The sequence below is a fragment of the Arthrobacter sp. Leaf69 genome, assembly GCF_001422645.1.
In the GTDB taxonomy this organism is placed as follows: Bacteria; Actinomycetota; Actinomycetes; order Actinomycetales; family Micrococcaceae; genus Arthrobacter.
In genome coordinates, this window is sequence record NZ_LMLR01000012.1 from 216,448 (window position 1) to 236,480 (window position 20,033).

At 68.4% G+C, this 20,033-nt stretch carries 24 protein-coding genes and 1 riboswitch; of the genes, 11 read left to right on the plus strand and 13 right to left on the minus strand.

Features of this window, described 5'->3' with window-relative positions; genetic code table 11:
* Positions 1-11: 11 nt before the first annotated feature.
* Complete coding sequence (locus ASE96_RS12315) at positions 12-1,205, plus strand: AI-2E family transporter (protein WP_082492712.1); 1,194 nt, start codon at positions 12-14, stop codon at positions 1,203-1,205.
* A gap of 25 nt (positions 1,206-1,230) precedes the next feature.
* On the plus strand, positions 1,231-2,100 hold the full coding sequence (locus ASE96_RS12320) for a DUF4031 domain-containing protein (RefSeq protein WP_056430622.1): 870 nt from the start codon (positions 1,231-1,233) through the stop codon (positions 2,098-2,100).
* Positions 2,101-2,125: 25 nt separating this feature from the next.
* Here ASE96_RS12320 and ASE96_RS12325 read toward each other — a convergent pair whose 3' ends face one another.
* On the minus strand, positions 2,126-2,638 hold the full coding sequence (locus tag ASE96_RS12325; RefSeq protein WP_056430624.1) for an SRPBCC family protein: 513 nt from the start codon (positions 2,636-2,638) through the stop codon (positions 2,126-2,128).
* A 22-nt stretch (positions 2,639-2,660) separates the two neighbouring features.
* Positions 2,661-3,074, minus strand: coding sequence for a YccF domain-containing protein (locus ASE96_RS12330; RefSeq protein ID WP_056430626.1), 414 nt, complete (start codon positions 3,072-3,074; stop codon positions 2,661-2,663).
* 132 nt (positions 3,075-3,206) lie between these two features.
* On the opposite strand from ASE96_RS12330, the gene ASE96_RS19380 reads away from it, so the two are divergent.
* Together ASE96_RS19380 and ASE96_RS12335 are read left to right on the plus strand one after the other, a co-directional pair.
* The gene (locus tag ASE96_RS19380; protein ID WP_200913046.1) at positions 3,207-3,365 is read left to right on the plus strand and encodes a hypothetical protein; all 159 of its coding nucleotides are present in this window, start codon (positions 3,207-3,209) and stop codon (positions 3,363-3,365) included.
* 25 nt (positions 3,366-3,390) lie between these two features.
* Entirely contained in the window at positions 3,391-3,786 is a 396-nt protein-coding gene (locus ASE96_RS12335; RefSeq protein ID WP_056430629.1) for a hypothetical protein, read from the plus strand.
* 19 nt (positions 3,787-3,805) lie between these two features.
* On the opposite strand, the gene ASE96_RS12340 is transcribed toward ASE96_RS12335, so the two are convergent.
* The 6 genes from ASE96_RS12340 to ASE96_RS12365 all read right to left on the minus strand — a co-directional run bounded on the left by ASE96_RS12340 (position 3,806) and on the right by ASE96_RS12365 (position 8,315).
* Positions 3,806-4,351: a YceI family protein gene (locus ASE96_RS12340; RefSeq protein ID WP_056431017.1), complete on the minus strand. Its 546-nt coding sequence runs from the start codon at positions 4,349-4,351 to the stop codon at positions 3,806-3,808.
* Positions 4,352-4,472: 121 nt separating this feature from the next.
* Positions 4,473-5,510, minus strand: a complete 1,038-nt coding sequence (locus ASE96_RS12345; protein WP_056430632.1) for an LLM class flavin-dependent oxidoreductase — start codon at positions 5,508-5,510, stop codon at positions 4,473-4,475.
* A gap of 69 nt (positions 5,511-5,579) precedes the next feature.
* Positions 5,580-6,224 (minus strand): SRPBCC domain-containing protein, encoded by a 645-nt coding sequence (locus ASE96_RS19830; RefSeq protein ID WP_082492713.1) that lies wholly within the window; start codon positions 6,222-6,224, stop codon positions 5,580-5,582.
* 30 nt (positions 6,225-6,254) lie between these two features.
* A complete protein-coding gene (locus ASE96_RS12355; RefSeq protein WP_056430636.1) occupies positions 6,255-6,701 on the minus strand; it encodes a hypothetical protein in 447 nt (148 codons plus the stop codon).
* 223 nt (positions 6,702-6,924) lie between these two features.
* On the minus strand, positions 6,925-7,602 hold the full coding sequence (locus tag ASE96_RS12360) for a TM2 domain-containing protein (protein WP_056430638.1): 678 nt from the start codon (positions 7,600-7,602) through the stop codon (positions 6,925-6,927).
* 101 nt (positions 7,603-7,703) lie between these two features.
* Complete coding sequence (locus ASE96_RS12365) at positions 7,704-8,315, minus strand: phosphoribosylanthranilate isomerase (RefSeq protein WP_056430641.1); 612 nt, start codon at positions 8,313-8,315, stop codon at positions 7,704-7,706.
* 179 nt (positions 8,316-8,494) lie between these two features.
* On the opposite strand from ASE96_RS12365, the gene ASE96_RS12370 reads away from it, so the two are divergent.
* The gene (locus tag ASE96_RS12370) at positions 8,495-9,157 is read left to right on the plus strand and encodes a HutD/Ves family protein (protein ID WP_056430644.1); all 663 of its coding nucleotides are present in this window, start codon (positions 8,495-8,497) and stop codon (positions 9,155-9,157) included.
* On the opposite strand, the gene ASE96_RS12375 is transcribed toward ASE96_RS12370, so the two are convergent.
* The 4 genes from ASE96_RS12375 to ASE96_RS12390 all read right to left on the minus strand — a co-directional run bounded on the left by ASE96_RS12375 (position 9,154) and on the right by ASE96_RS12390 (position 13,280).
* A complete protein-coding gene (locus ASE96_RS12375; protein WP_056430647.1) occupies positions 9,154-9,981 on the minus strand; it encodes an ABC transporter permease in 828 nt (275 codons plus the stop codon). The genes ASE96_RS12370 and ASE96_RS12375 overlap by 4 nt on opposite strands.
* A gap of 41 nt (positions 9,982-10,022) precedes the next feature.
* Positions 10,023-10,952, minus strand: a complete 930-nt coding sequence (locus ASE96_RS12380; RefSeq protein ID WP_082492714.1) for an ABC transporter permease — start codon at positions 10,950-10,952, stop codon at positions 10,023-10,025.
* Position 10,953: 1 nt separating this feature from the next.
* On the minus strand, positions 10,954-12,141 hold the full coding sequence (locus ASE96_RS12385; RefSeq protein ID WP_056430651.1) for an ABC transporter substrate-binding protein: 1,188 nt from the start codon (positions 12,139-12,141) through the stop codon (positions 10,954-10,956).
* A 62-nt stretch (positions 12,142-12,203) separates the two neighbouring features.
* Complete coding sequence (locus ASE96_RS12390) at positions 12,204-13,280, minus strand: ABC transporter ATP-binding protein (protein WP_056430653.1); 1,077 nt, start codon at positions 13,278-13,280, stop codon at positions 12,204-12,206.
* 225 nt (positions 13,281-13,505) lie between these two features.
* On the opposite strand from ASE96_RS12390, the gene ASE96_RS12395 reads away from it, so the two are divergent.
* From ASE96_RS12395 to ASE96_RS12420, 6 genes are all read left to right on the plus strand, one after another.
* Positions 13,506-14,246 carry a FadR/GntR family transcriptional regulator gene (locus ASE96_RS12395; RefSeq protein WP_056430656.1) on the plus strand — a complete coding sequence of 247 codons (741 nt, stop codon included), beginning with the start codon at positions 13,506-13,508 and terminating at the stop codon, positions 14,244-14,246.
* A gap of 28 nt (positions 14,247-14,274) precedes the next feature.
* On the plus strand, positions 14,275-14,988 hold the full coding sequence (locus ASE96_RS12400; protein WP_056430659.1) for a cache domain-containing protein: 714 nt from the start codon (positions 14,275-14,277) through the stop codon (positions 14,986-14,988).
* 197 nt (positions 14,989-15,185) lie between these two features.
* Positions 15,186-15,250, plus strand: a riboswitch (guanidine-III (ykkC-III) riboswitch).
* A 9-nt stretch (positions 15,251-15,259) separates the two neighbouring features.
* Positions 15,260-15,583, plus strand: coding sequence for a DMT family transporter (locus ASE96_RS12405; protein ID WP_056430662.1), 324 nt, complete (start codon positions 15,260-15,262; stop codon positions 15,581-15,583).
* 26 nt (positions 15,584-15,609) lie between these two features.
* Complete coding sequence (locus tag ASE96_RS12410) at positions 15,610-15,978, plus strand: DMT family transporter (RefSeq protein WP_056431023.1); 369 nt, start codon at positions 15,610-15,612, stop codon at positions 15,976-15,978.
* Between the two features lie 153 nt (positions 15,979-16,131).
* Positions 16,132-17,142 carry an aldo/keto reductase gene (locus ASE96_RS12415; RefSeq protein ID WP_056430665.1) on the plus strand — a complete coding sequence of 337 codons (1,011 nt, stop codon included), beginning with the start codon at positions 16,132-16,134 and terminating at the stop codon, positions 17,140-17,142.
* A 22-nt stretch (positions 17,143-17,164) separates the two neighbouring features.
* Positions 17,165-17,815 carry an MBL fold metallo-hydrolase gene (locus ASE96_RS12420; RefSeq protein ID WP_056430668.1) on the plus strand — a complete coding sequence of 217 codons (651 nt, stop codon included), beginning with the start codon at positions 17,165-17,167 and terminating at the stop codon, positions 17,813-17,815.
* Between the two features lie 149 nt (positions 17,816-17,964).
* Here the strand turns inward: ASE96_RS12420 and ASE96_RS12425 are convergent, their stop codons facing one another.
* Positions 17,965-19,872 (minus strand): DEAD/DEAH box helicase, encoded by a 1,908-nt coding sequence (locus ASE96_RS12425; protein ID WP_056430671.1) that lies wholly within the window; start codon positions 19,870-19,872, stop codon positions 17,965-17,967.
* Positions 19,873-20,033: the final 161 nt, after the last annotated feature.

Here is a 20,033-nt window from a genome sequence, read left to right on the forward strand (position 1 = left end):
GACACATCAGCATGGGCAGTCCGGACAAGACAACCCCCTGGGGCGACAGCCTGGGCCGCGCCAGCATCAGGACCGCCCAGGTGCTCCTGCTGCTGGTCCTGACCGTCGTGGTGGTCTATGCCCTGATCCAGGTGCGGCTCGTGGTGATTCCGGCGCTGCTGGCCCTCATCCTCGCCGCCGCGATCGCCCCGTTCGTCCACTGGCTGCGCCGCCGCGGCTGGCCCAGCACGGCCGCCACCACCCTGTCGTTTGTGCTGCTCCTGCTCGCGTTCGGGGCCGTGATCACCGGCATCGTCTTCGCCGTCATGAGCCAGGCGGACGAGCTGGGCAGCAAGGCCACGGAGGGCTTCGACCGGGTCTACGACTTCATCCGCACCGGCCCCATCCCAATCGATGACCAGCAGATCCAGCAGGCGCGCGACGCCGCCATCGACTTCGCCACCAGCAGCACCGTCGGCGCCGGCGCCATTTCCGGACTCAGCGCGGCCGGCAACTTCATCACCGGCGCGGTGCTCATGGCCGTGATCCTGTTCTTCTTCCTGAAGGACGGCGAGAGCATCTGGGCCTTCATGCTGCGGGCGTTCAAGGGCCAGAACCTGGTGAAGGCGCGCCGGGCCGGGGAGCGAAGCCTCAACGTGCTGGGCGGCTATGTGCGCGGCACCTCCATCGTGGCCTTCGTGGACGCGTTCTTCATCGGCCTCGCGCTGGTAATCATGGGCGTGCCGCTTGCGCTGCCGCTCGCCGCGCTGACCTTCATCGGCGCCTTCATCCCACTGATCGGCGCCACCCTGGCCGGCATCCTCGCGGCGCTCGTCGCGCTGGTGGCCAACGGACCGCTCGCGGCCCTGGTCGTCATCATCGTTGTGATCGTCGTCAACCAGCTGGAGGGCAACTTCCTGCAGCCCGTCGTGATGGGCCAGGCGCTCAACGTCCACGCCCTCGTGATCCTGCTGGCCCTTACCGCCGGCACCATCCTCGCCGGCATCATCGGCGCGATCCTCGCCGTTCCGCTGGTGGCCGTGGCGTGGGCCGCGATCAAGGCCTGGAACTCAGGGGGCGACATCACCCCCGAGGCCGTTGCCGAGGCCGAGCATGAGACCCGGCTGAACGAACAGGGCGAAGGCGTCCGTTCCAAGCCGCGCAGTGCACGGACGCAGGACGAGGAGCAGTCCGACACCGCTGCCGCTGACGCCAGCCAGGGCTGATCCGGCGCCGGAATAGACTTCCCCCATGGCCATCTACATTGATCCTCCGCTCTGGCCGGCGCACGGAACGCACTTCTCGCACCTGATCTCGGACACGTCCCTGGCGGAGCTGCACGCCTTCGCGGCGGCGGCCGGCATTCCGGACAGGGCGTTCGACGGCGACCATTACGACGTCGCGGAAGCGCGCTACGGCGCACTCGTGGCGGCCGGGGCCGTCCCCGTGGAGGGGCGGGTCCTGGTCCGCAAACTGATCGCCAGCGGCCTGCGGATCCCGGCCCGGCGGCGCAGCAGCTCCCTCAAGCTTCCCCTGCTGACACGCTGGAACGCGGTGCTGCCCGGCCACGACGCGCTCTTCCTGGACCTGCTGGACCGCTGGGGCGAGGAGCACCGGAAGTACCACGGCCGCACCCACCTGCTCGCCGTCCTGGAGGCCCTGGACCTCCTCACCGAACCGGCTGATCCGCCCCGCACCGTGCTCCTCGCCGCCTGGTTCCACGACGCCGTCTACCGCGGGGTCGCGGGCCAGGACGAGGAGGAGTCGGCCCGGCTCGCCGAGGACCGGCTGGCCCAGGCGGGCCTTCCTGCGGCCGAGGTGGACGAGGTGGCCCGCCTGGTGCGGATGACGGCCGACCACCGGCCGGAGGCCGGCGACGGCGCGGCCGCCCTGCTCAGCGACGCTGATCTCTCCGTGCTGGGCGGGGAGCCGGCAGCCTACGCCCGGTACCTGGCCGCCGTCCGGCAGGACTTTGCGCACATCGGCGACGACGACTTCGCCGCCGGACGCGCCGCCGTCGTCCGCCAGCTCCTGCAGCTGGATCCGCTCTTCCACACCCCGCGGGGCAGGGACCTGTGGCTGGACGCGGCGCGGCGGAACCTGCAGGCCGAACTCGGGTAACCGGGCCGACGCCAGCGACGCGGGGTCAGGCGCCCCGGCGGAGGTGTTCGGCGAGGCGGTCGAAGGATTCGCGCCAGCCGACGCCGTGGCCGTCGCGGTTGTCGATGGTGTCGAAGGGGCCCTGGATGAACGTCATCCGGGTGCCGCCGTCGATCTCGTCCAGCTGGAAGGTCACTTCGGTTTCGAAGCCGCGGGTGCCGTCGGGTTTGTCCCAGGCGTGGGTGAAGACGAGGAGGTTGGGCGGTTCAATGTCCGTGTGGACGCCGCTCCACCACTGCTCCTCCCCCGTGCTGTCGTGGACCATGCAGGCCCGGTAGAGGCCGCCGATCTCCAGGTCCGCGTCAATACTCTGCCTGGGGGTGTGGAAGCCGCGCGGTCCCCACCACGCCGTGGCCTGGTCCGGGTCCGTGAGGGCAGACCACACCCGGGTAATGGGGGCCTGGAATTCACGGGTAATGACCAGCATGAGATCTTCGGCCGGAGCGGGGGATTCACCCTGGCCGGTCGTTGCCGGAACAGCGGTGACATGCTCGGACATTGCGGTCCTCCTCTGATGGTGGCTAGCGGTAGGCCTTGCTGTAGGTCGTCACGAAGGGCCTGTCAGTCGGGACGATCTGTTTGCCCAGGGGCATGAGCGAGACCGGAATGAGCTTGAGGTTGGCGATGGCCAGCGGGATGCCGATGATGGTGATGGCCATGGCAAAGGCGGTTACCACGTGGGCGATCGCAATCCAGATGCCGGCGACCAGCAGCCAGATGACGTTCCCGAGCAGGGCGAACAACCCGGTTCCGCCCGGGCGGTCCACCACCGTGCGGCCAAACGGCCAGAGCGCATAGTTGGCGATGCGGAACGATGCGAGTCCCCACGGGATGGTGACGATCAGCAAGCAGCAGATGACCCCGGCCGCGAAGTATCCAAGCGCGAGCCACAGCCCGCCAAAGAGCAGCCAGATGATGTTAAGCAATGTCTTCATGGCTCCATTGTCCTCCGCCGGAGGCCGATCCGGCCTAGGGGTTCACCCTGAACAATTCCTGAAACGGCCCCGGTGACGCCAGCCGCGGGCGGGGAGCTTTGCGAACGCCCAAAAGGGCACAATACTGGGAGCATGCCTGCACTCCTGAAGATCGCCCTCATTGTCGCCCTTGTCCTATTGGTTGTCGGGCTTGTTGTGAAGGCCGTGCAGTTCCTGCTCTGCGTGGGCCTCCTGGTCCTGGTGGGCGCAGGCATCCTGTTCGTCGTGCGCCGCTCGCGCGTCACGCGCTGACACCGCCCGTCCGGCCCGCGCGCAGATGACTAATTTCGGGGACCTCCTCGGGCCCATTCTCGAGGTCATGACGTGGGTGGGCTTCGTCCTGGGCGTGCCGCTGCTGGTGTGGGGCTGGATTGCCCGGCGGCGGCACTGCGAGTGGGTGGGGACCACCGGCACGGTGATCAGCGCCGGCGGCTTCACCGGTTACAGCTGGACTGACCACCACGACGCCGACCACCGGTCCCTGTTGCCCGCGGCCGAGTCGCACGGCCTAGTGGTCGGCTCCGACGTCGACCTCTTCTACGACGTGTGCCACCCGTCCCGCTGGGGACTCACCCCGCCGAAGCACGATAACGCGGCGTGGACCCTGGGCTGGATCCTTACCGGGGTGGGCATCCTCTCCACGGTCGGCGGATTCGTTTTGCTGCTTTTCTGATCGGCCGGCGGCCCGCCCGCTAACCCTGCTTCACCATGGCGGCTTCGACGCTGATTTTGACCTTGTCGCTGACCAGCAGCCCGCCGGCTTCGAGCGCGGCGTTCCAGGTCAGGCCGAATTCCTTGCGGCTGATGTCCGCTTCCGCGCTGAACCCCGCGCGGGTGGCGCCGAACGGATCCACCGCGATCCCGGTGAACTCAACCTCCAGGTCCACCGGCTTGGTGACGCCGCGGATGGTCAGGTCGCCGGTCAGCACGTAGTCCTCGCCGTCGCCCCGGATGCCCGTGGCCCGGAACGTCATCTCCGGATACTGTTCGACGTCGAAGAAGTCAGCGCCGCGGACGTGGGCGTCGCGGTTGGCGTCGCCGGAGTCGAAGCTGGCAGTCTTGATGCTCGCATGCAGGCTGGAGTCGGCGAGGGAATCGCCGACGTGCGCCTCCGCCGAGGCTTCGTTGAAGCGGCCGCGGACCTTGCTGATGCCGGCGTGCCGGACGCTGAAGCCGACTTCGCTGTGGGACATGTCCAGTGTCCAGACGCCGGGGGTCAAACCTTCGGGCAGAGTCACAACGGTCTCCTTCGCACGCATGGCGGGCCGGGCCCGCCGGGTCATCGGGGTACTCCCCCAAACAGCCATGCTAGCCACGGCAACGCGGACCGGCTAGCCTTTCGCGGTGCCGCGGCCCGGGCTAGGACCGGGACTTCGGCGCCCAGCCGATGGCCGGGGCGATATGCCGGACCACGGTGCCCAGCAGCTTGGCATTGAAATCCACGCCGAGCTGGTTCGGGACGGTGAGCAGCAGGGTGTCGGCATCCCGCACGGCAGCGTCGGCGGCAAGGTCCTCGGCGATGGCGTCGGGGGCTCCGACGTAGCTCCGGCCGAAACGCGCCACCAGCCCGTCGATCACCCCGACCTGGTCGCGTTTCTCCCGCAGCGCGCTGAGGCCGAAGAACCGCCGGTCCTCCTCGTCGACGATCGGCAGGACGCTGCGGCTGACGGATACGCGCGGCTCGTGCTGGTGGCCGGCGTCGGCCCAGGCCTTGCGGAACATGCCGATCTGCTCGGCCTGCAGCTGGTCGAACGGCACACCCGTGTCCTCGGTGAGCAGCGTGGAGCTCATGAGGTTCATCCCCTGCTCCGCAGTCCAGACGGCGGTGGCACGCGAGCCGGCGCCCCACCAGATCCGCTCGCCGAGCCCGGGTGAATGTGGCTGCACGGGCAACAGCCCGGACCCGCCGCCCGCGTAGCGCGGCTCCGCCTCCGCCATCCCGGCCCCCGAGATCGCACGGCGGAACACCGCGGTATGCCGCCGTGCCATGTCCGCGACGGTCTCACCGTCCTCCGGCACATGGCCGAAGGCGGCGGCGCCGTCGCGGGCGGGTTCGGGTGAGCCCCGGCTGATCCCCAGCTGCAGCCGCCCGCCGCTGATCAGGTCGGTCGCGGCGGCCTCTTCGGCCATGTACAGGGGGTTCTCGTAGCGCATGTCGATCACGCCGGTACCCATTTCGATCCGGCTGGTCCGGGCGGCGACGGCGGCCAGCAGGGGGAACGGTGAGGCTTGCTGCCGGGCGAAGTGGTGCACGCGGAAAAACGCGCCGTCCACGCCCAGTTCCTCGGCGGCGACGGCCAGGTCAATGCCCTGCAGGAGGGCGTCGCGGGCGGTCCGGGTGCGGGAACCCTCGCCGGGCCCCCAATGGCCAAAGGACAGGAATCCGATGCGCTTCATGTCAGGGGCAACGCGGCGCGGGCGGGCGGCATTCCTGCCGGCTGGTCAGGGGTTCGGCGTGGGCAGCCGTCAGGGTCTCCGACGTTGCTCCGGCCGAACAGGGCCCCCCGTCCGCCCTGCACCGACCGGGAGGATGTTGACCGGCCAGGTTGCAGGCGCAGACGTTAAGGCAGACGCTGGCCGGGGGGAAGAAACGTTCTCGGCCAAGGCAGGGTGTCGCGGGCACTCCGCTGGTCCGAGCGTTCGCCCGATTCCCCATGGTGGGCGCGGTGAAGCGTGGATCCTGGCTTCGTGTCGGCTGAGGAGTTCGGCGCGTTTCTTGACGGCGCTGAGGTATTCGGCGAAGGCCTTTTCGATATCGGGGACGGCGTTCCAAAGCAGGCCCGGCAGTGGGCCGGCAAAATCCTGCCTGACGTGCAGGAGCGTCTGCCCGCCGTGCGGTGTGAGCGTGAATGTGCGCACGCTCTTGAACAGGGCAAGGGGCATGCCTCCGGTCCAGGTCATTACTTCGCCCGGTATTTGCCGGACGCGTAAGCGGAAGGTACGGCTGCCGCCGGTCCGGGTGCGGACTCTTATCGTGACGCCGTGGCGCAGTTCGCCGTCAATGTGAGTGATGCCGGAGTTCCAGACGGTGTAGTTGCCGCCGTCAGTAATGATGTCCCACACCGTGCATTCCCGGGCATTGATCAGTGTCTTGGACTCGTAGGATTTCATGTCACAGTCAGGCCAGTGACAGTCCGGAACTTAACACTTCGCCGCCGTCTGCAGGTCGCTGACGGCGGCCTGGACGTTGGCTGCTTCGTCTCGCAGGGAACCGACTGCCTGGGTGAGGGTTGCATCGTCGGGAACGTCCTTGACGGCTCGATCGAAGTTCTTTTCGGCCGCTTGAACGGCGTTCACCTCGTCTCTTGCGACGTCCTGGCTGGCCTTGATCAGATCGTCGTAGGTCTTCGCGACCTGGTCTCGCGCCGAGCGGATCTGCTCCACCGTGGCACCAGGCTTAAGGGTCTGCTTGAAGTTTGTCAGGGCTGCCGCGTAGGCACTGGCAGCAGCGCACGCCTGGGAAACGTTCTCCTGCGCTCTGGCGCTGCTGGCGCTCGTCCCGGGGCTGGAGGCGCTGCAGCCCGTGAGTAGCGCTGCGGCTGCCGCGAGTGCGATCGATCCTTCAAGGATTGCGTGACGTCTCGACATTGGAGGCTTCTTTCCGATGAGGGTTGCGACAGGTGGGTCTGCCACTGGCGGGTAAGACCATTTTCGGGCCGCACCGGGGGCGCGGACCTCATCCGGGGAAGATGATTCCCGGTGGTAATACGGAGATCAGACAGCGCGTCGCCGGGGAACTCACCCTCGCAGCGTCCACGGAATACTGCCTGTCCTCAACAGGCCCGGAGCCTGGGCAACCGGCCGGCCGGCGCTACCCGGGGATCCGGAATTCCTGGGCCGTCAGCGTCCACGCGGTTCCGGTGGCGCTCACTATCAGTGTGTAGGTCCCGGGTTCCACGGTGACGCCGATCGCCCCGGCGCCGCCGGCCTTACCCAGGGACAGCACAGCGATGGCGGGTCCTTTCACGGGTTGGAGGTAAGCGACGGCCGGCCCGGTGAACTTGTACTCGATGTGGACCCTGCCGGTGAGGGTCACGAGCGAAGCCGGGGCCTTAGTGCTGGAGGACTCCGCGACGGTGACCCACTCTTTCGTCGGTGGCGGTGGGACCGGGTCCAGCAATGCCTTTATGGCGGTGACAGTCCCTGCGAGGGGGGCCGCACTGACGCAGATCAGGACACCCGCGAGTGCGGCGACCAGAACAGCCGAAGCCACGCGCAGGCCTCGGCGCAGTACGTTCGTCCCGGCCAACGGCATGGATGCACCGTCGGCGGCGTACTCGTTGGTGATCCGGAACAGGTCAATGATCCACCAGATCCCGAGCCCACCGAGCGTCAGCAGCTTCAGGGTGCCGGAGACGGGCTGGCGGAGGTAGAATCGGTCCGCGCCGGCGATGCCCAGGAACAATGCCAGCAGCCACGCCGTGCGCAGGGAGCGCATCGGCGGCAGCTCACCTTCGAAGAACAGCCCATGCTGCTCGGTCAGAGTCACATTTCCGATTCTCGACCAGCCACGCGCAGGATGTCCACGGTCTTTCGGCACGGATGGAACGTCGCAACCCGGGTCAGGACCCGGGATTCAAGGCTTCCGATTCAGGGCTTCGGCGCCGGGGACTTGGCTGCCGACACGAAGTTCCGGATCCTGGCCAGGTCCTTGACCCCGCGGGAGGACTCGACGCCGGAGGAGACGTCCACCCCCCACGCGCCGGCCTGCAACCCGGCGTCGGCGACGTTGGCGGGATCGAGCCCGCCGGCGAGCAGCCACTTGCGCCCCTCCAGTCCCTTGGCGCGCACCGAGGCGTAGTCCCAGGCCTCGCCGGAGCCTGGCACCGCGGCGTCGATCAGGAGCAGGTCCTCGCCCCAGTCCGCAAACGCGTCGGGCGCGGCGGACATGGTGACGGCCCGGATGAGTTTCAACCCGGCGTCGTGCACGGTATCCACGTCCTCCGGCGTGCGGTCGCCGTGGAGCTGAACCCAACCGAGCCCGGCTTCACGGGCGACGACGACGGCGTCCGCCGCCGCCTCGTGCCGGAAGACGCCGACGGCGGGGAGGCCGGCCGGGACGTGGGCCAGGAGCTCCCGGGCCTGCGCCGGAGTCACTTCGCGGGGGCTGCGGGTCAGGACGAAGCCGACGGCGTCCGCCCCGGCCTCCGCGGCGGTCCGCACCGACTCCGGGGTGCTCAGCCCGCATACCTTGACGAACATTCGGCTCCTTCTGGTGTGTTTCCTACTTCTGTCTCCGACGTTTCTGCCTCCGACCGTAGCAAGGACCGAGGCCTGCCGGCTTGCCCGGCCCGCGAGGTGAGACTTCGCGCCCATGTTTGCCGGGAGCATGGGCGCGAAGTCTCACCTCGGCGCTCGTGGCCGGCGGATAGGGTGGAGGGATGGAAATCATCCGCTATGCCGAGCTGAAAGCCCAACCCTGGCGCAACGGCGGCGGGGTGACCCGCGAGGTGGCCAGCCATCCTGCGGGCGCATCTTCCGCGCCCGGCACAGGAGACGGAGGCTGGGACTGGCGCGTGAGCATCGCCGAAGTGTCCAAAGCGGGCGACTTCTCGGCGTTCCCCGGCATGGACCGCGTCCTCACGGTGGTGGAAGGTGAATTGCTGCTGCTGAGCGTCGATGGCGCCGAGCACCCGCTAGAGAAATACCGTCCGTTCCGGTTCTCCGGCGAAGCCGCTGCGGCCGGTTCACTTCCCACCGGCGACATCCGGGACCTCAACGTCATCACCCGCAACGGCGTGTTCAAGGGCTACACCTCCATCATCGAACTCTCCAAGAAGCGGGCGCATCCCGTGTTCGGCGGCCAGCTGGGGATTCTGCTGCAGGGCCAAGCGGCGGTCACCCCCGGCACAGCCGGAGCCGGTCAGGCCGGCGTCGAACCCGCCGACGCCGCACCGGCCGGAACAGCCGGCGCGGCTGGAACCCCGGACGGGCCGACGACGCTGGCCCGCTATGACGCCGTCGTGGGTTCCGATACGGACACTCCGGAGATCCTGGGCCGCGGCTTCCTGGCCGTCGTGTCGATCGACCCGGTCAGCGACTAACCCTCCGCAGCTTTCACCCGCGTTCCGCCGATTCCCACTGAATCCTGCGACAGGCGTTGCGCGAGCCAGATCGGCACAATCGACACGACGATCAGGACGACGGCCACGACGTTGACCACCGGCGCCTGGTTGGGCCGGAAGAGGTTCTGCAGGATCCAGATCGGCAGGGTGGTGTCGCCGGCGCCGATGGTGAACGTGGTGACGATGATCTCGTCGAAACTCAGCGCGAAGGCCAGCAGCCCGCCGGCCAGCAGGGCGGAGCGCAGCTGCGGGAACGTGACCAGCCGGAACGTGGTGAACACACCGGCGCCAAGATCGGCGGACGCCTCCTCCAGGCCTGCGTGCATTCGGCGCAGCCGCGCAATGACGTTGTTGAACACGGTCACCATGCAGAAGGTGGCGTGCGCGATCACCACCGTCCACATGCTCAGCGAGACCCCCAGGATGGTGGTGAACATGTTGTTCAAGGCGATGCCGGTCACGATGCCGGGCAGCGCGATCGGCAGGATCACGAGCAGGCTGATGACGTCCCGGCCGAAGAATTTGTAGCGCAGCAGGGCCAGCGCCAGGAGCGTGCCCAGCACCAGCGAAATGACGGTCGACACCGCCGCCACCCACAGCGAGGAAACCACGGCCTCGCGGACGCCGGTGGAATCCAAGGCCCGACCCCACCACTCCAGGGTGAACCCCTGCGGCGGCCAGCCGAAGGTCCGGTCCGCGTTGAAGGAGTTCACCACCACCAGCAGCAGCGGGACATAGATGAAGAGGAAGACAAGCGCGGTGACGACGCCCAGGATGACTTTGGCACTTCGGGAAAGTCTCATGGTGCTCCTGCCGCCTGTTCCGGGCTACACGCCGCCACTGTTCACAGGCTGTTGAGGGCGCCGGAGCGCCGGACGATAAAGAGGTACAGGGTGATGATCGCGATCGGGACCAGCGAGACGGCCGCGGCGAACGGCAGGTTGTTCGCGGCCCCCACGTTCGCGTAAACCACGGTGCCGAGCATCTGGGTGGTGCCTCCGACGATCTGGGCCGTGATGTAGTCGCCCAGCGAGAGCGAGAACGTGAAAATGGTCCCGGCAATGATGGAGGGCACCAGCAACGGGAACATGACCAGGCGCATGGTGGTCAGCGGTTTCGCGCCCAGGTCGCCGGAGGCCTCCAGCAGCGAATCGGGCACCCGGTCGAATCCCGCGTAGATCGGCAGGATCATAAACGGCAGCCAGATGTAGGCCAGCGTCAGGATCACGGCGGTTTCACCGTACCCCGGAGATTCCAGCCCGATCGGCGTCCCCAGCCACTCCAGCAGTCCGCCGTCGGCGAGCACGTTCCGCCACGCGTAGGCCTTCACCAGGTAGCTCGCCCACAGCGGCATCAGCACGGCCACCACCAGCAGCTTCTGCCACCGGGGGCTGGATACCTTGGCGATGAAGAACGCCATGGGCAGCGCCAGGACCAGGTCGATCAGCGTCACGGCGATGGCGATCCACAGTGTCCGCAGGGTGATCCGCTGGTAGACGGGATCGGTCAGGACCGTCACCACGTTTTCCGTGGTCCATTCCGTGGACACCTTGCCGGTGAAGGTGTCCACGGTCCAGAACGCGGTGATCAGCAGCGCCGCGAGGGCGGCGATGTAGACGAGCACCAGCCAGCCGGCGGGGGCGGTAACCAGCCCCGCCAGCCGAAGGTTCGGCGAGCGGTGGAGCAGCGCCGAGAACTTGTGGGCCTTGGGCCGGGGCACGGCGGCGGCTGCCGGGGGCGTGCCGGGGACCGGGTGCTGCGTCTGGAGCGCCATGTCAGCCCTTGATCTCCGTCCAGGTCTTCGTCCACTCCGAGTAGTCGGTGCACTGGACGTCCGTCCGGCCGTCCAGGCATTTGGCCACCGGAGTGGTCCAGTACCAGATCTGCTCCGCGTAGGCTTCGTCACCGGAGTGGTAGGTCTCGCAGTGCGCTTTGTCCTTGGTCAGATCGCACGCCTTGGGGTTGGCCGGCGATTCGCCGAAGTACTCCGCCACCGCCGCGTTGGCCTCGGGGCTGGCGATGTAGTCGAGCCACAGGTAGGCGCAGTTCTTGTTCTTGGACTCCGAACCGATCATCCACGTGTCCGACCAGCCGGTGGCGCCCTCTTCGGGGAGCAGGGTCTTCACATTGGTCCCGTTCTCGACGGCGATGTTGGCCCCGACCTGCCACGTGGTGCCCACCACGGTGCTGCCGCTGGCGAAGGCCTGGACCTCCTTGACGACGTCGCTCCAGTACTCGCCGATGTGCTTGCGTTGCTCCTTCAGCAGTTCAACGGCTGCCGCGAGCTGGTCCTTGTCCAGCGCGTAGGGGTTCTTGATCCCGAGTTCCGGCTTGTGCGCCATGAGGTACACGGCCGCGTCCGCGATGTAGATTGGCGAGTCGTACGCGGTGACCTTACCGCTGTGCTGGGCGGCGTCGTCGAACACGGCCCGCCAGGACGTGGGCGCCGGGGTGACGGTGTCCACGGAGTACATCAGCAGGTTGGCTCCCCAGCCATGCGGCATCCCGTAGTTTTGGCCGTCCACGGTGTTCCACGCTTTGTCCTTCAGGAACGGGTACACGTCGGCGTAGTTTTTCAGCAGGCTCATGTTGACGGGCTCCACGTCGTTGCCGGCGATCAGCCGCAGCGAAGCGTCGCCGGAGGCCGAGACGACGTCGTACTGGCCGGTGCGCATCAGGGTCACCGCTTCGTCCGAGGTGCCGAACGGCTTGAAGCTCACCTTGCATCCGGTCTGGGTCTCGAAGGGTGTCACCCAGTCGACGGCGGGGTCGTTGCTGCCGTCCTCGACGTAGCCCGGCCAGCCGAGGATGGAGAGCTGTCCTTCGCCGGCGCCGATTTCGGTCTTGACCGGCTGCGCGGACGGGCTGGCCGAGCCTCCGCCGGTGGTGCCGCAGCCTGCCAAGGCGAGGGCTGCCGCCGCGGCCACCCCAACCACGAGGGAGGCCCTATTCCTTGATGCCATGATCCTTACCTTTCGTTGGAGGGGTGAATCAGAAGCAGGCTCCGCGTGACGCCACGCCGACGTCAGGTGCCGGTGGACGACGGCAGCCAGACAGCGGCGTCGTCGTCCCAGCTCACCGTGACGCGCCGGTCCACAAGGTCCGCGTCGCCGCCGGGCAGCGTTTCCGGCGCCAGAACGACGACGGCGGGACCGCCGTCGAGCTGCACCCGCACCTGGGTGGCGTGCCCCACGTAGACGAGTGACGTGACGGTGCCGGGGCGGGAGGTGACGCCAGTGCGCGGTTCCGGGGCCGCCGTCCAGGACAGGCGCAGCCGTTCCGGCCGGATGCAGACCTGCTCCGCGCGGCCGTAGAGTTCCTGGGCGTGGGCGGCGTCGAAGATATTGGAAGTGCCCACGAAGTTGGCCACGAACGCCCCGCCCGGGCGCTCGTAGATCTCGTGCGCCGTCCCGATCTGTTCCACGCTCCCATTGTTGAAGACGCCGATCCGGTCGCTCATGGTCAGGGCTTCCTCCTGGTCATGGGTGACGAAGATGAAGGTGATGCCCAGGGAGCGCTGCAGTTCCTTGAGTTCCACCTGCATCTGCTGCCGGAGCTTGAGGTCCAGGGCGCCCAGCGGCTCATCCAGCAGCAGGACCTTCGGCTGCACCACCAGTGCACGGGCCAGCGCCACGCGCTGCCGCTGGCCGCCGGAAAGCTGGGCAGGCTTGCGTCCGAGAAACTTCCCCAGCTGCACGCGTTCCAGGGCTTCGCGGGCCCGCTCGTGGCGCTCCTTCCTGGCCATGCCGCGCACGCGCAGGCCGTAGGCGACGTTGTCGATGAGGGACATGTGCGGGAACAGCGCATAGTCCTGGAACACCGTGTTGAGGTCGCGTTCGAAGGGCGCCATCCCCGTGACGTCCTTGCCCTCAAGTTCGATGCTCCCCGAGGTGGGCAGCTCGAAGCCTGCGATTAGGCGCAGGACAGTGGTTTTGCCGGATCCCGACGGCCCCAGCATGGAGAAGAATTCACCCTGGCGGATGTCCAGGTCCACGGCGTTGACGGCGACGGTATCGCCGAAAACCTTGGTGAGTTTCCGCAGGCGGATCGCAGGAACCGCGTCCGATTGCGTCTGCCTGCCGGCGGCGAGCGTTTCGGTCATGGGATGCGCCCTAACTCCGTTGCCGGATCGTCTCAGATGCGACACAGCGGGGTGTGATCCAGGCCACAACAGGCTGCTGGGCCAAATACTATTACTCCATAGGTTTTGTGTATAGACCCCCGCGAAAGCCCGCATTAGGATGGCTTCAACCGGGGCGCGGGCAGCCCCCAGCGCCCGCTCCTGGTTCTGGAACCGCGACGCCAAAAACTGCCAGGGAGGCCCCGGATGCTGCTGACACCGCAGGGCGCCTCCCGGAGCCTGGCGGCCGTGTTCACGCCGATCAAATCCCGGGGCCTGGTGGATGAGGTGTGCGGCCGGATAGAACAGGCCGTGGAAACCGGGTTGCTCACCAGCGGCCAGCGGCTGCCCAACGAAACGGAACTGGCCGCCGCCCTGGGGGTCTCCGCGGTGACCGCCCGGGAGGCGCTGTCGCAGCTCCGGACCTCGGGCATCATCCGCACGGCCCGGGGCCGCAACGGCGGAAGCTTCATCGCGGATGACGTCCTGCCCTCCCGGGAACGCGCCCTGGACCAGCTCCGGGAACTGACCCGGCTCCAGATCAGTGACCTGGGACTGCACTACCAGGCCATTGCCGCAGCCTGCGCCAGCGTCGCCGCCCGGCGCTCCGACGCCGCGGACATGGCTACCTTGCGGTCCTTCATCCCCAGCACGGAGGAGGATCCGTTGCACTGGCGGCTGGCCCTCTCCGAGTTCCTGCTCGAGGTGGCCGCCATCGCCCGCTCGGCCAGGCTGGCCCGGGAACTGATCCGCCTGCAGGCAGACCTCGGCCCCCTGACGCTGCTGCCATGCGCCGACGCCGGATACCGTGCCAGGACCAGCGGCCTTCTCGAGGAGGTCGCGGCCGCCGTCGAAGCCCACCAGCCGGCGGCAGCGGAAGCCGCGGTGAAAGCCCTGGTGGCCGCCACCACGGACTGGTTGCTGACCGAGCAGTCCCAGCGCTACTGACCCCGTTCCTTCGAGCCAAGGACTCCCGATGCCTGAAACCACCGCCTCCCCTGGCCCACTGACCCTGGACGCCGCCGGGGAGCTCGACGCCGCCGTCACCGGCATCGAGTCCAGGCTCGCGGCGTGGGCGTCGGAAACGGGAGCCGCACTGGCTGCGCTCTCCGCCAAAGTCACGGGCACCGCCGTTGACAAGCTCATCCGTCCGGTGGTCGAAGAACTGGTGCGGGCCCCCGACAGCTACGTTGCCGGCGCCGGCTTCCTCGCGAACGCAGGGCTGCTGGGGCCCGACCGCAGCTACATCGCCTGGTGGCAGGGCGAGGAGATGGAGCATGTGGACGCCCTCGCCAACTTCAGCCCCAACTCCATCAGCCGCTACGTCAAGTCCGAGTGGTTCCGCGTCCCGGTGGAAACCGGACAGGCCCACGTGACCGGGCCATACGTGGATTTCCTGTGCACCGACGAATACGTCCTGACCTTCACACACCCGGTGTTCTGCCGCCCGGACGGTCCGGTGGTGGGCATTGTGGGGATGGACGTCACCGTGCAGCGGCTGGAGCGCGGCGCCATGCCCGGCCTGCGCCGGATCGGCGAACGGGCCACGCTGGTGAACTCCGACGGCCGCGCCATCGTCTCGGCAGCCCCGGACATCGCCGCCGGGGACCTCGCCGCCGCCGAGGAGGGCTGCGGCGTTTATCCCGCGGGCCGCAAGTGCCGGATCTGGAGCGGCGCGACGGCGCTGTGACCTGACACTGCGGCCTGCCCTCGAGTGCTCCCCACCGGCTCCCTCGCCCTCGCAAGCTCGGCCAGGGAACCCTGCCGGCGTGGGCCCAACTGCCGTTTGAGGGTGCATAAGGGCATCTGCGGAGCACTTGATGCTGGCTACGACTTCTCCCCGGGCCGGCGGGTTCGCCCCGCCGCCGGGGCGTTGCTAAGCTGGAATGAAGGCCCCATCTTGGGCCTCCGGACGACGGATCAGTACCCGGCACGCGACAAGACTGGCCACAGGAGTAGTCATGTCGTGGTTAATTCTCATTCTTTCAGGCTCGTTGGAGGCCGTCTGGGCTGCAGCCCTGCACCGGACAGCGCAGGCCACGGGCCGCCGCCGGATTGCACCGGCCGCAGTCTTCCTCATTTCCGTGCTCGCCAGCACCGGCGGGCTGGCCGTCGCCATGCAGTCCATCCCGACCGGAACCGCCTACGCCGTCTGGGTGGGCGTCGGTGTGGTGCTGACCTCGGCCTACGCTATGCTCACCCGTGTGGAACCGGCGACGGCGGCGCGGATCCTGCTGCTCGGCGGGATCGTCGCCTGCGTGGCCGGCCTGAAGCTGGTGGCGTAACCATGGCCGCGGACCGCACAGCGAAAATGACAAACAAAGCACCGGCCACCACGGTGGCCTGGCTTATCCTGCTCGCCTCCGCCGTGCTGGAGGCGGTCTGGGCCACGGCCCTGGGCCTCTCCGACGGCTTCACCCGGCCGCTGCCCACCCTCGTGTTCGCGCTGACCGCGACCCTGAGCGTGGTGGGGCTGGGCCTGGCCGTGAAGCGCATTCCGCTCGGCACGGCCTACGCCGTCTGGGTGGGGATCGGCGCGGCCCTGACGGTCGGCTGGGCGATGGTGACCGGCGTCGAACCGGCCAGCCCGCTCAAACTGCTGTTCATCGCGGGCATTGTGGGCTGCGCGGCGGGCCTGAAGCTGCTGCCGGCCTCCCCCGCTGAATCCCCCCGGATTTGAGCCAGTACGACGGCGTGTCCCGGCGACGCGCCGTCGTACCGGCACAGCGAGATTCAGAGGTGGGGAGAATCCGGCGCCAAGGCCCGGAATAGCCGCGCACCCATCGGAGTTCTTGGCTGGGACAACACTTCCGGCAGCGAATGGAGACCCAAGATGACGGCAGCAAAAGTCCGGCTCGGCGACGGTTTGACGGTCAGTCCGCTGGGGTTCGGCGGCATGGCCCTGACCCCGGTGTACGGGGAAGTGGATCCGGCCGAGGCCCTGCGGACCCTGCACCACGCGGTGGATGCCGGCGTCAGCTTCATCGACACGGCGGACATCTACGGCGGCGGCAGCAATGAGGAACTGATCGCCAAGCTTCTCAAGGAACGCCGCGGCGAGGTGCAGCTGGCCACCAAGTTTGGCCTGGTGGGCACCCCGTCGACCGGCTACTCCGATATCCGGGGCGACGCCGACTATGTGCGGCAGGCGGTGGACCAAAGCCTGCGCCGGCTGGGCACCGACACCATCGACCTGTACTACATGCACCGCCGTGACCTCCGCGTTCCGATAGTGGAAACCGTGGAGGCCATGGCGGGGCTGGTGCAGGCCGGCAAGGTGCGGCACCTTGGCCTGTCGGAAGTGACGGCCGAGGAGCTGCGTGATGCCAGCAGCGTCCACCCGATCGCCGCGGTCCAGAGCGAATGGTCCATCTGGAGCCGCGACGTGGAACGCAGCGTTGTTCCCGCGGCGGCCGAACTCGGCGTGGGTTTTGTGCCTTACTCGCCGCTGGGCCGGGGATTCCTCACCGGCACCGTTGACGCGGCGTCACTGGGCAGCAACGACTTCCGCCGCAACATCCCTCGCTTCGCCGAAGCGGCGCTGGACGCCAACCAGGGCGTGGTCGCCGCCGTGCAGGCCGTCGCCGCCGAGATCACCGTCTCCGGTCAGGCTGCAACCCCCGCCCAGGTGGCGCTGGCCTGGCTGCTCGCGCAGGGCCGGAAGCTGGGACTGCCCGTGGTCCCCATTCCCGGCACGCGGAAAGCGGCCCGGATCGACGAGAACCTCGGCGCCTTGACGCTCGACTTCGCCACGGCGCAACTGGAGAAGCTCGACGCCGCCGCGGACGCCGTCGTCGGCTCCCGCTCCGCGGATCCCAACTGGGTGTCCGAGGGCCGTGAATAGCGTCTTCCGTAGACTGAAGCCCATGGACTCGCTCATTCACTCATTACGTGACATCACCATCCGCCGGATTTCGGTCAGCGAGATGGACAACAACGTGTACTTGCTCACCGGCAAGGCATCGGGCGCGCAACTCCTGATCGATGCGGCCGATGATCTGGCCGCCATCCAAGGGCTGCTGGCCGACGCCGCCGCGGATACCTCCGCGACGCCGAAGCTGGCGCTGATTGCCACCACCCACCAGCATTGGGACCATGTCCGTGCGCTGCCGGGCCTGGTGGAAGCCACCGGCGTGAAGACGGCGGCCGGGACGGACGATGCCGCCGAGCTGCCGGTGCCGGTGGATGTACTGCTGGATCACGGGGACGTCGGCAACTTCGACGGCTTCGACGTGACGGCAGTGCACCTGCGCGGCCACACCCCGGGGTCGATCGCGCTGGTGTACCAGGACCCGGAGGGCCCGGCGCATATCTTCTCCGGCGACTCGCTGTTCCCCGGCGGCGTGGGCAACACGCAGCAGGATCCCGAGCGGTTCGCGCAGCTGGTCAGCGATGTCAGCGAGCGGTTGTTCGACGTGTACCCGGATGACACGGTGGTGCACCCGGGCCACGGCAAGCCCACCACCCTGGGTGCGGAACGCCCGCACCTGGAGGAGTGGCGCGCCCGCGGCTGGTAGCTGGCGCTGCGCTTTCAGACTGGCGCTGCGCTTTCGGACGGACGCTGCGGGAATCCCCGTAGCGTCCGTCCGTTTGCGTAGCGGAAAGCCTGGGGCCACGACCGCCGGGTTCCCTGACCGAGCTTGCGAGGTTAGGGAGCGGTTGGGGATTAGCGGCTGCGGCGTTCGTTCGACGCCGGGGCTGACGCGCGGCGGGGTCCGCCGCTGCGTGCCGGACGGCCTTCGCCGGAGCGGCCGTTGCCGCCGCCTGCGTAGGATCCGCCCGAGGTGCCGCCAGTGTTGGAGGACCAGACAGCCGCGTTGCCACCGGCGTTGCCGGTCTTGGCGCCGGCAGCTGCACGCTGGCCCGTTGCCGGACGTCCGCCACGCTGGCCGCCGGTTGCGCCACCCGTGCGGGGTGCGCCACCCGTACGGGGTGAGCCGCTGCGCTGTGCGCCGCTGCGGGGAGCCGAGGCGCCCCGGGCGTCGCTGCGTCCTTCTGCTGCGCGGCCGTCGGAACCGCGGCCGGCCGACGCGCGGCCGCCTGCGGCTGGAACATCGTTGCGGTGGGCGCCGTACGACGTCGAGCGGGCGCGGGCGCTGCGGCGCTCGGCGCGCTCGGCATCCATCCGGTCCTCGTTCCGCTCGATGACACGCTCTGCAGCGTTGCGGGCAGCGGCCTGGCCTTCGTAGGCCACGGCGCGGCGCTCGGCGCGGGGAAGATCGGTGCGGGGAGCCTCGGCTCCGACACGTCCGCGTCCGCCACGGCCGCCCCGGCCACCCGCGGTGGGTGCAGCCTGGGTGGTGCGGCGGGCGCGCTTGCGCTCGGCGTTGGCACCGGTGGAGCTGCCGCCGCCCTGGTTGGACTTGGCGGCCAGCAGCGCGGCGCGGGTGCGCGGATCGATCTTGTCGGCCATTTCGCCCACCAGTTCTGCAACCAGCGGGGAGTTGGCGGTGACGCGTTCGAAGTTGACCTCTACACCGGCAGCCTTCATGAGCTTCTTGACGTCGGACTGCTGCTCCGGCAGGGTCAGCGTGACCACGGTGCCGTCGGAGCCGGCGCGGGCGGTACGGCCCGAGCGGTGCAGGTAGGCCTTGTGCTCCGTGGGCGGATCCACGTGGATGACCAGCTCGACGTCGTCGACGTGGACGCCGCGGGCGGCGACGTCGGTGGCGACCAGGACGCGGACCTCACCCGAGGAGAACTCGGCCAGGTTGCGGTCACGGGCGTTCTGCGAGAGGTTGCCGTGAAGGTCGACGGCGGGGATGCCGGCGTCCGTCAGGGTCTTGGCAAGCTTGCGGGCGTGGTGCTTGGTGCGCAGGAAGAGCACGCGGCGGCCGGAACCCGAGGCGAGCTCGACGATCAGCTGCTTCTTCACGGTCTGGTCGTTGACCACCAGGACGTGGTGTTCCATGGTGGTCACGGCGGCCTGCGACTCATCCACGGCGTGGGTCAGCGGGTTCGACAGGTAGCGCTGGACGATCTTGTCCACACCGTTGTCCAGGGTGGCGGAGAACAGCAGGCGCTGGCCCTGGCTGGGGGTCATGTCCATCAGCTTCTTGACCACGGGGAGGAAGCCGAGGTCGGCCATGTGGTCGGCCTCGTCCAGCACGGTGATCTCGACGCCTTCGAGGGTCAGGATGCGCTGGCGGATCAGGTCCTCAAGGCGTCCCGGGCAGGCGATGACGATGTCGACGCCGGCGCGCAGTGCCTTTTCCTGGCGGGCCTGGGAGATGCCGCCGTAGATCACAGTGGTGTTCAGGCCCATGGCCTTGGCCATCGGCTCGATGGTCGCGTTGATCTGGGTGGCCAGTTCACGGGTCGGCGCGAGGACCAGGCCCATCGGGCGGCCGGGCTTGCGGAAGTGCTTGGCTTCCCGCTCAGCGAGTCGCGCTACAAGCGGGATGGCGAAGGCGATGGTCTTGCCGGAGCCGGTGCGGCCGCGGCCCAGGACGTCGCGTCCGGCCAGCGTGTCCGGCAGGGTCTTGACCTGGATGGGGAACGGTTCCACGATCCCCTGGGCGGTGAGGGTGTCGGCCAGAGCCTTGGGCGTGCCGAGGGCAGCAAAAGTAGTCATAGGTTTCAAAGGTCTTTCAGGCGGTATCCATGCGGATATCGGCCCCCGGTGCCGGTTGGCCCAAGGGTTCGCCGAAGAAAAGTCAGGTGATCAACCGGGCTGCTACCAACCTTGCGGCAGTAGCGGCCGGGACCAAATAGAACGCGTTCATCGACGCAGGA

Coding starts and splice junctions, on each gene's coding strand:
- ASE96_RS12315 (WP_082492712.1), top strand. CDS start 12: ATGGGCAGTCCGGACAAGACAACCCCCTGGGGCGACAGCCTGGGCCGC.
- ASE96_RS12320 (WP_056430622.1), top strand. CDS start 1,231: ATGGCCATCTACATTGATCCTCCGCTCTGGCCGGCGCACGGAACGCAC.
- ASE96_RS12325 (WP_056430624.1), bottom strand. CDS start 2,638: ATGTCCGAGCATGTCACCGCTGTTCCGGCAACGACCGGCCAGGGTGAA.
- ASE96_RS12330 (WP_056430626.1), bottom strand. CDS start 3,074: ATGAAGACATTGCTTAACATCATCTGGCTGCTCTTTGGCGGGCTGTGG.
- ASE96_RS19380 (WP_200913046.1), top strand. CDS start 3,207: ATGCCTGCACTCCTGAAGATCGCCCTCATTGTCGCCCTTGTCCTATTG.
- ASE96_RS12335 (WP_056430629.1), top strand. CDS start 3,391: ATGACTAATTTCGGGGACCTCCTCGGGCCCATTCTCGAGGTCATGACG.
- ASE96_RS12345 (WP_056430632.1), bottom strand. CDS start 5,510: ATGAAGCGCATCGGATTCCTGTCCTTTGGCCATTGGGGGCCCGGCGAG.
- ASE96_RS19830 (WP_082492713.1), bottom strand. CDS start 6,224: ATGAAATCCTACGAGTCCAAGACACTGATCAATGCCCGGGAATGCACG.
- ASE96_RS12355 (WP_056430636.1), bottom strand. CDS start 6,701: ATGTCGAGACGTCACGCAATCCTTGAAGGATCGATCGCACTCGCGGCA.
- ASE96_RS12365 (WP_056430641.1), bottom strand. CDS start 8,315: ATGTTCGTCAAGGTATGCGGGCTGAGCACCCCGGAGTCGGTGCGGACC.
- ASE96_RS12370 (WP_056430644.1), top strand. CDS start 8,495: ATGGAAATCATCCGCTATGCCGAGCTGAAAGCCCAACCCTGGCGCAAC.
- ASE96_RS12375 (WP_056430647.1), bottom strand. CDS start 9,981: ATGAGACTTTCCCGAAGTGCCAAAGTCATCCTGGGCGTCGTCACCGCG.
- ASE96_RS12380 (WP_082492714.1), bottom strand. CDS start 10,952: ATGGCGCTCCAGACGCAGCACCCGGTCCCCGGCACGCCCCCGGCAGCC.
- ASE96_RS12385 (WP_056430651.1), bottom strand. CDS start 12,141: ATGGCATCAAGGAATAGGGCCTCCCTCGTGGTTGGGGTGGCCGCGGCG.
- ASE96_RS12390 (WP_056430653.1), bottom strand. CDS start 13,280: ATGACCGAAACGCTCGCCGCCGGCAGGCAGACGCAATCGGACGCGGTT.
- ASE96_RS12395 (WP_056430656.1), top strand. CDS start 13,506: ATGCTGCTGACACCGCAGGGCGCCTCCCGGAGCCTGGCGGCCGTGTTC.
- ASE96_RS12400 (WP_056430659.1), top strand. CDS start 14,275: ATGCCTGAAACCACCGCCTCCCCTGGCCCACTGACCCTGGACGCCGCC.
- ASE96_RS12405 (WP_056430662.1), top strand. CDS start 15,260: ATGTCGTGGTTAATTCTCATTCTTTCAGGCTCGTTGGAGGCCGTCTGG.
- ASE96_RS12410 (WP_056431023.1), top strand. CDS start 15,610: ATGACAAACAAAGCACCGGCCACCACGGTGGCCTGGCTTATCCTGCTC.
- ASE96_RS12415 (WP_056430665.1), top strand. CDS start 16,132: ATGACGGCAGCAAAAGTCCGGCTCGGCGACGGTTTGACGGTCAGTCCG.
- ASE96_RS12420 (WP_056430668.1), top strand. CDS start 17,165: ATGGACTCGCTCATTCACTCATTACGTGACATCACCATCCGCCGGATT.
- ASE96_RS12425 (WP_056430671.1), bottom strand. CDS start 19,872: ATGACTACTTTTGCTGCCCTCGGCACGCCCAAGGCTCTGGCCGACACC.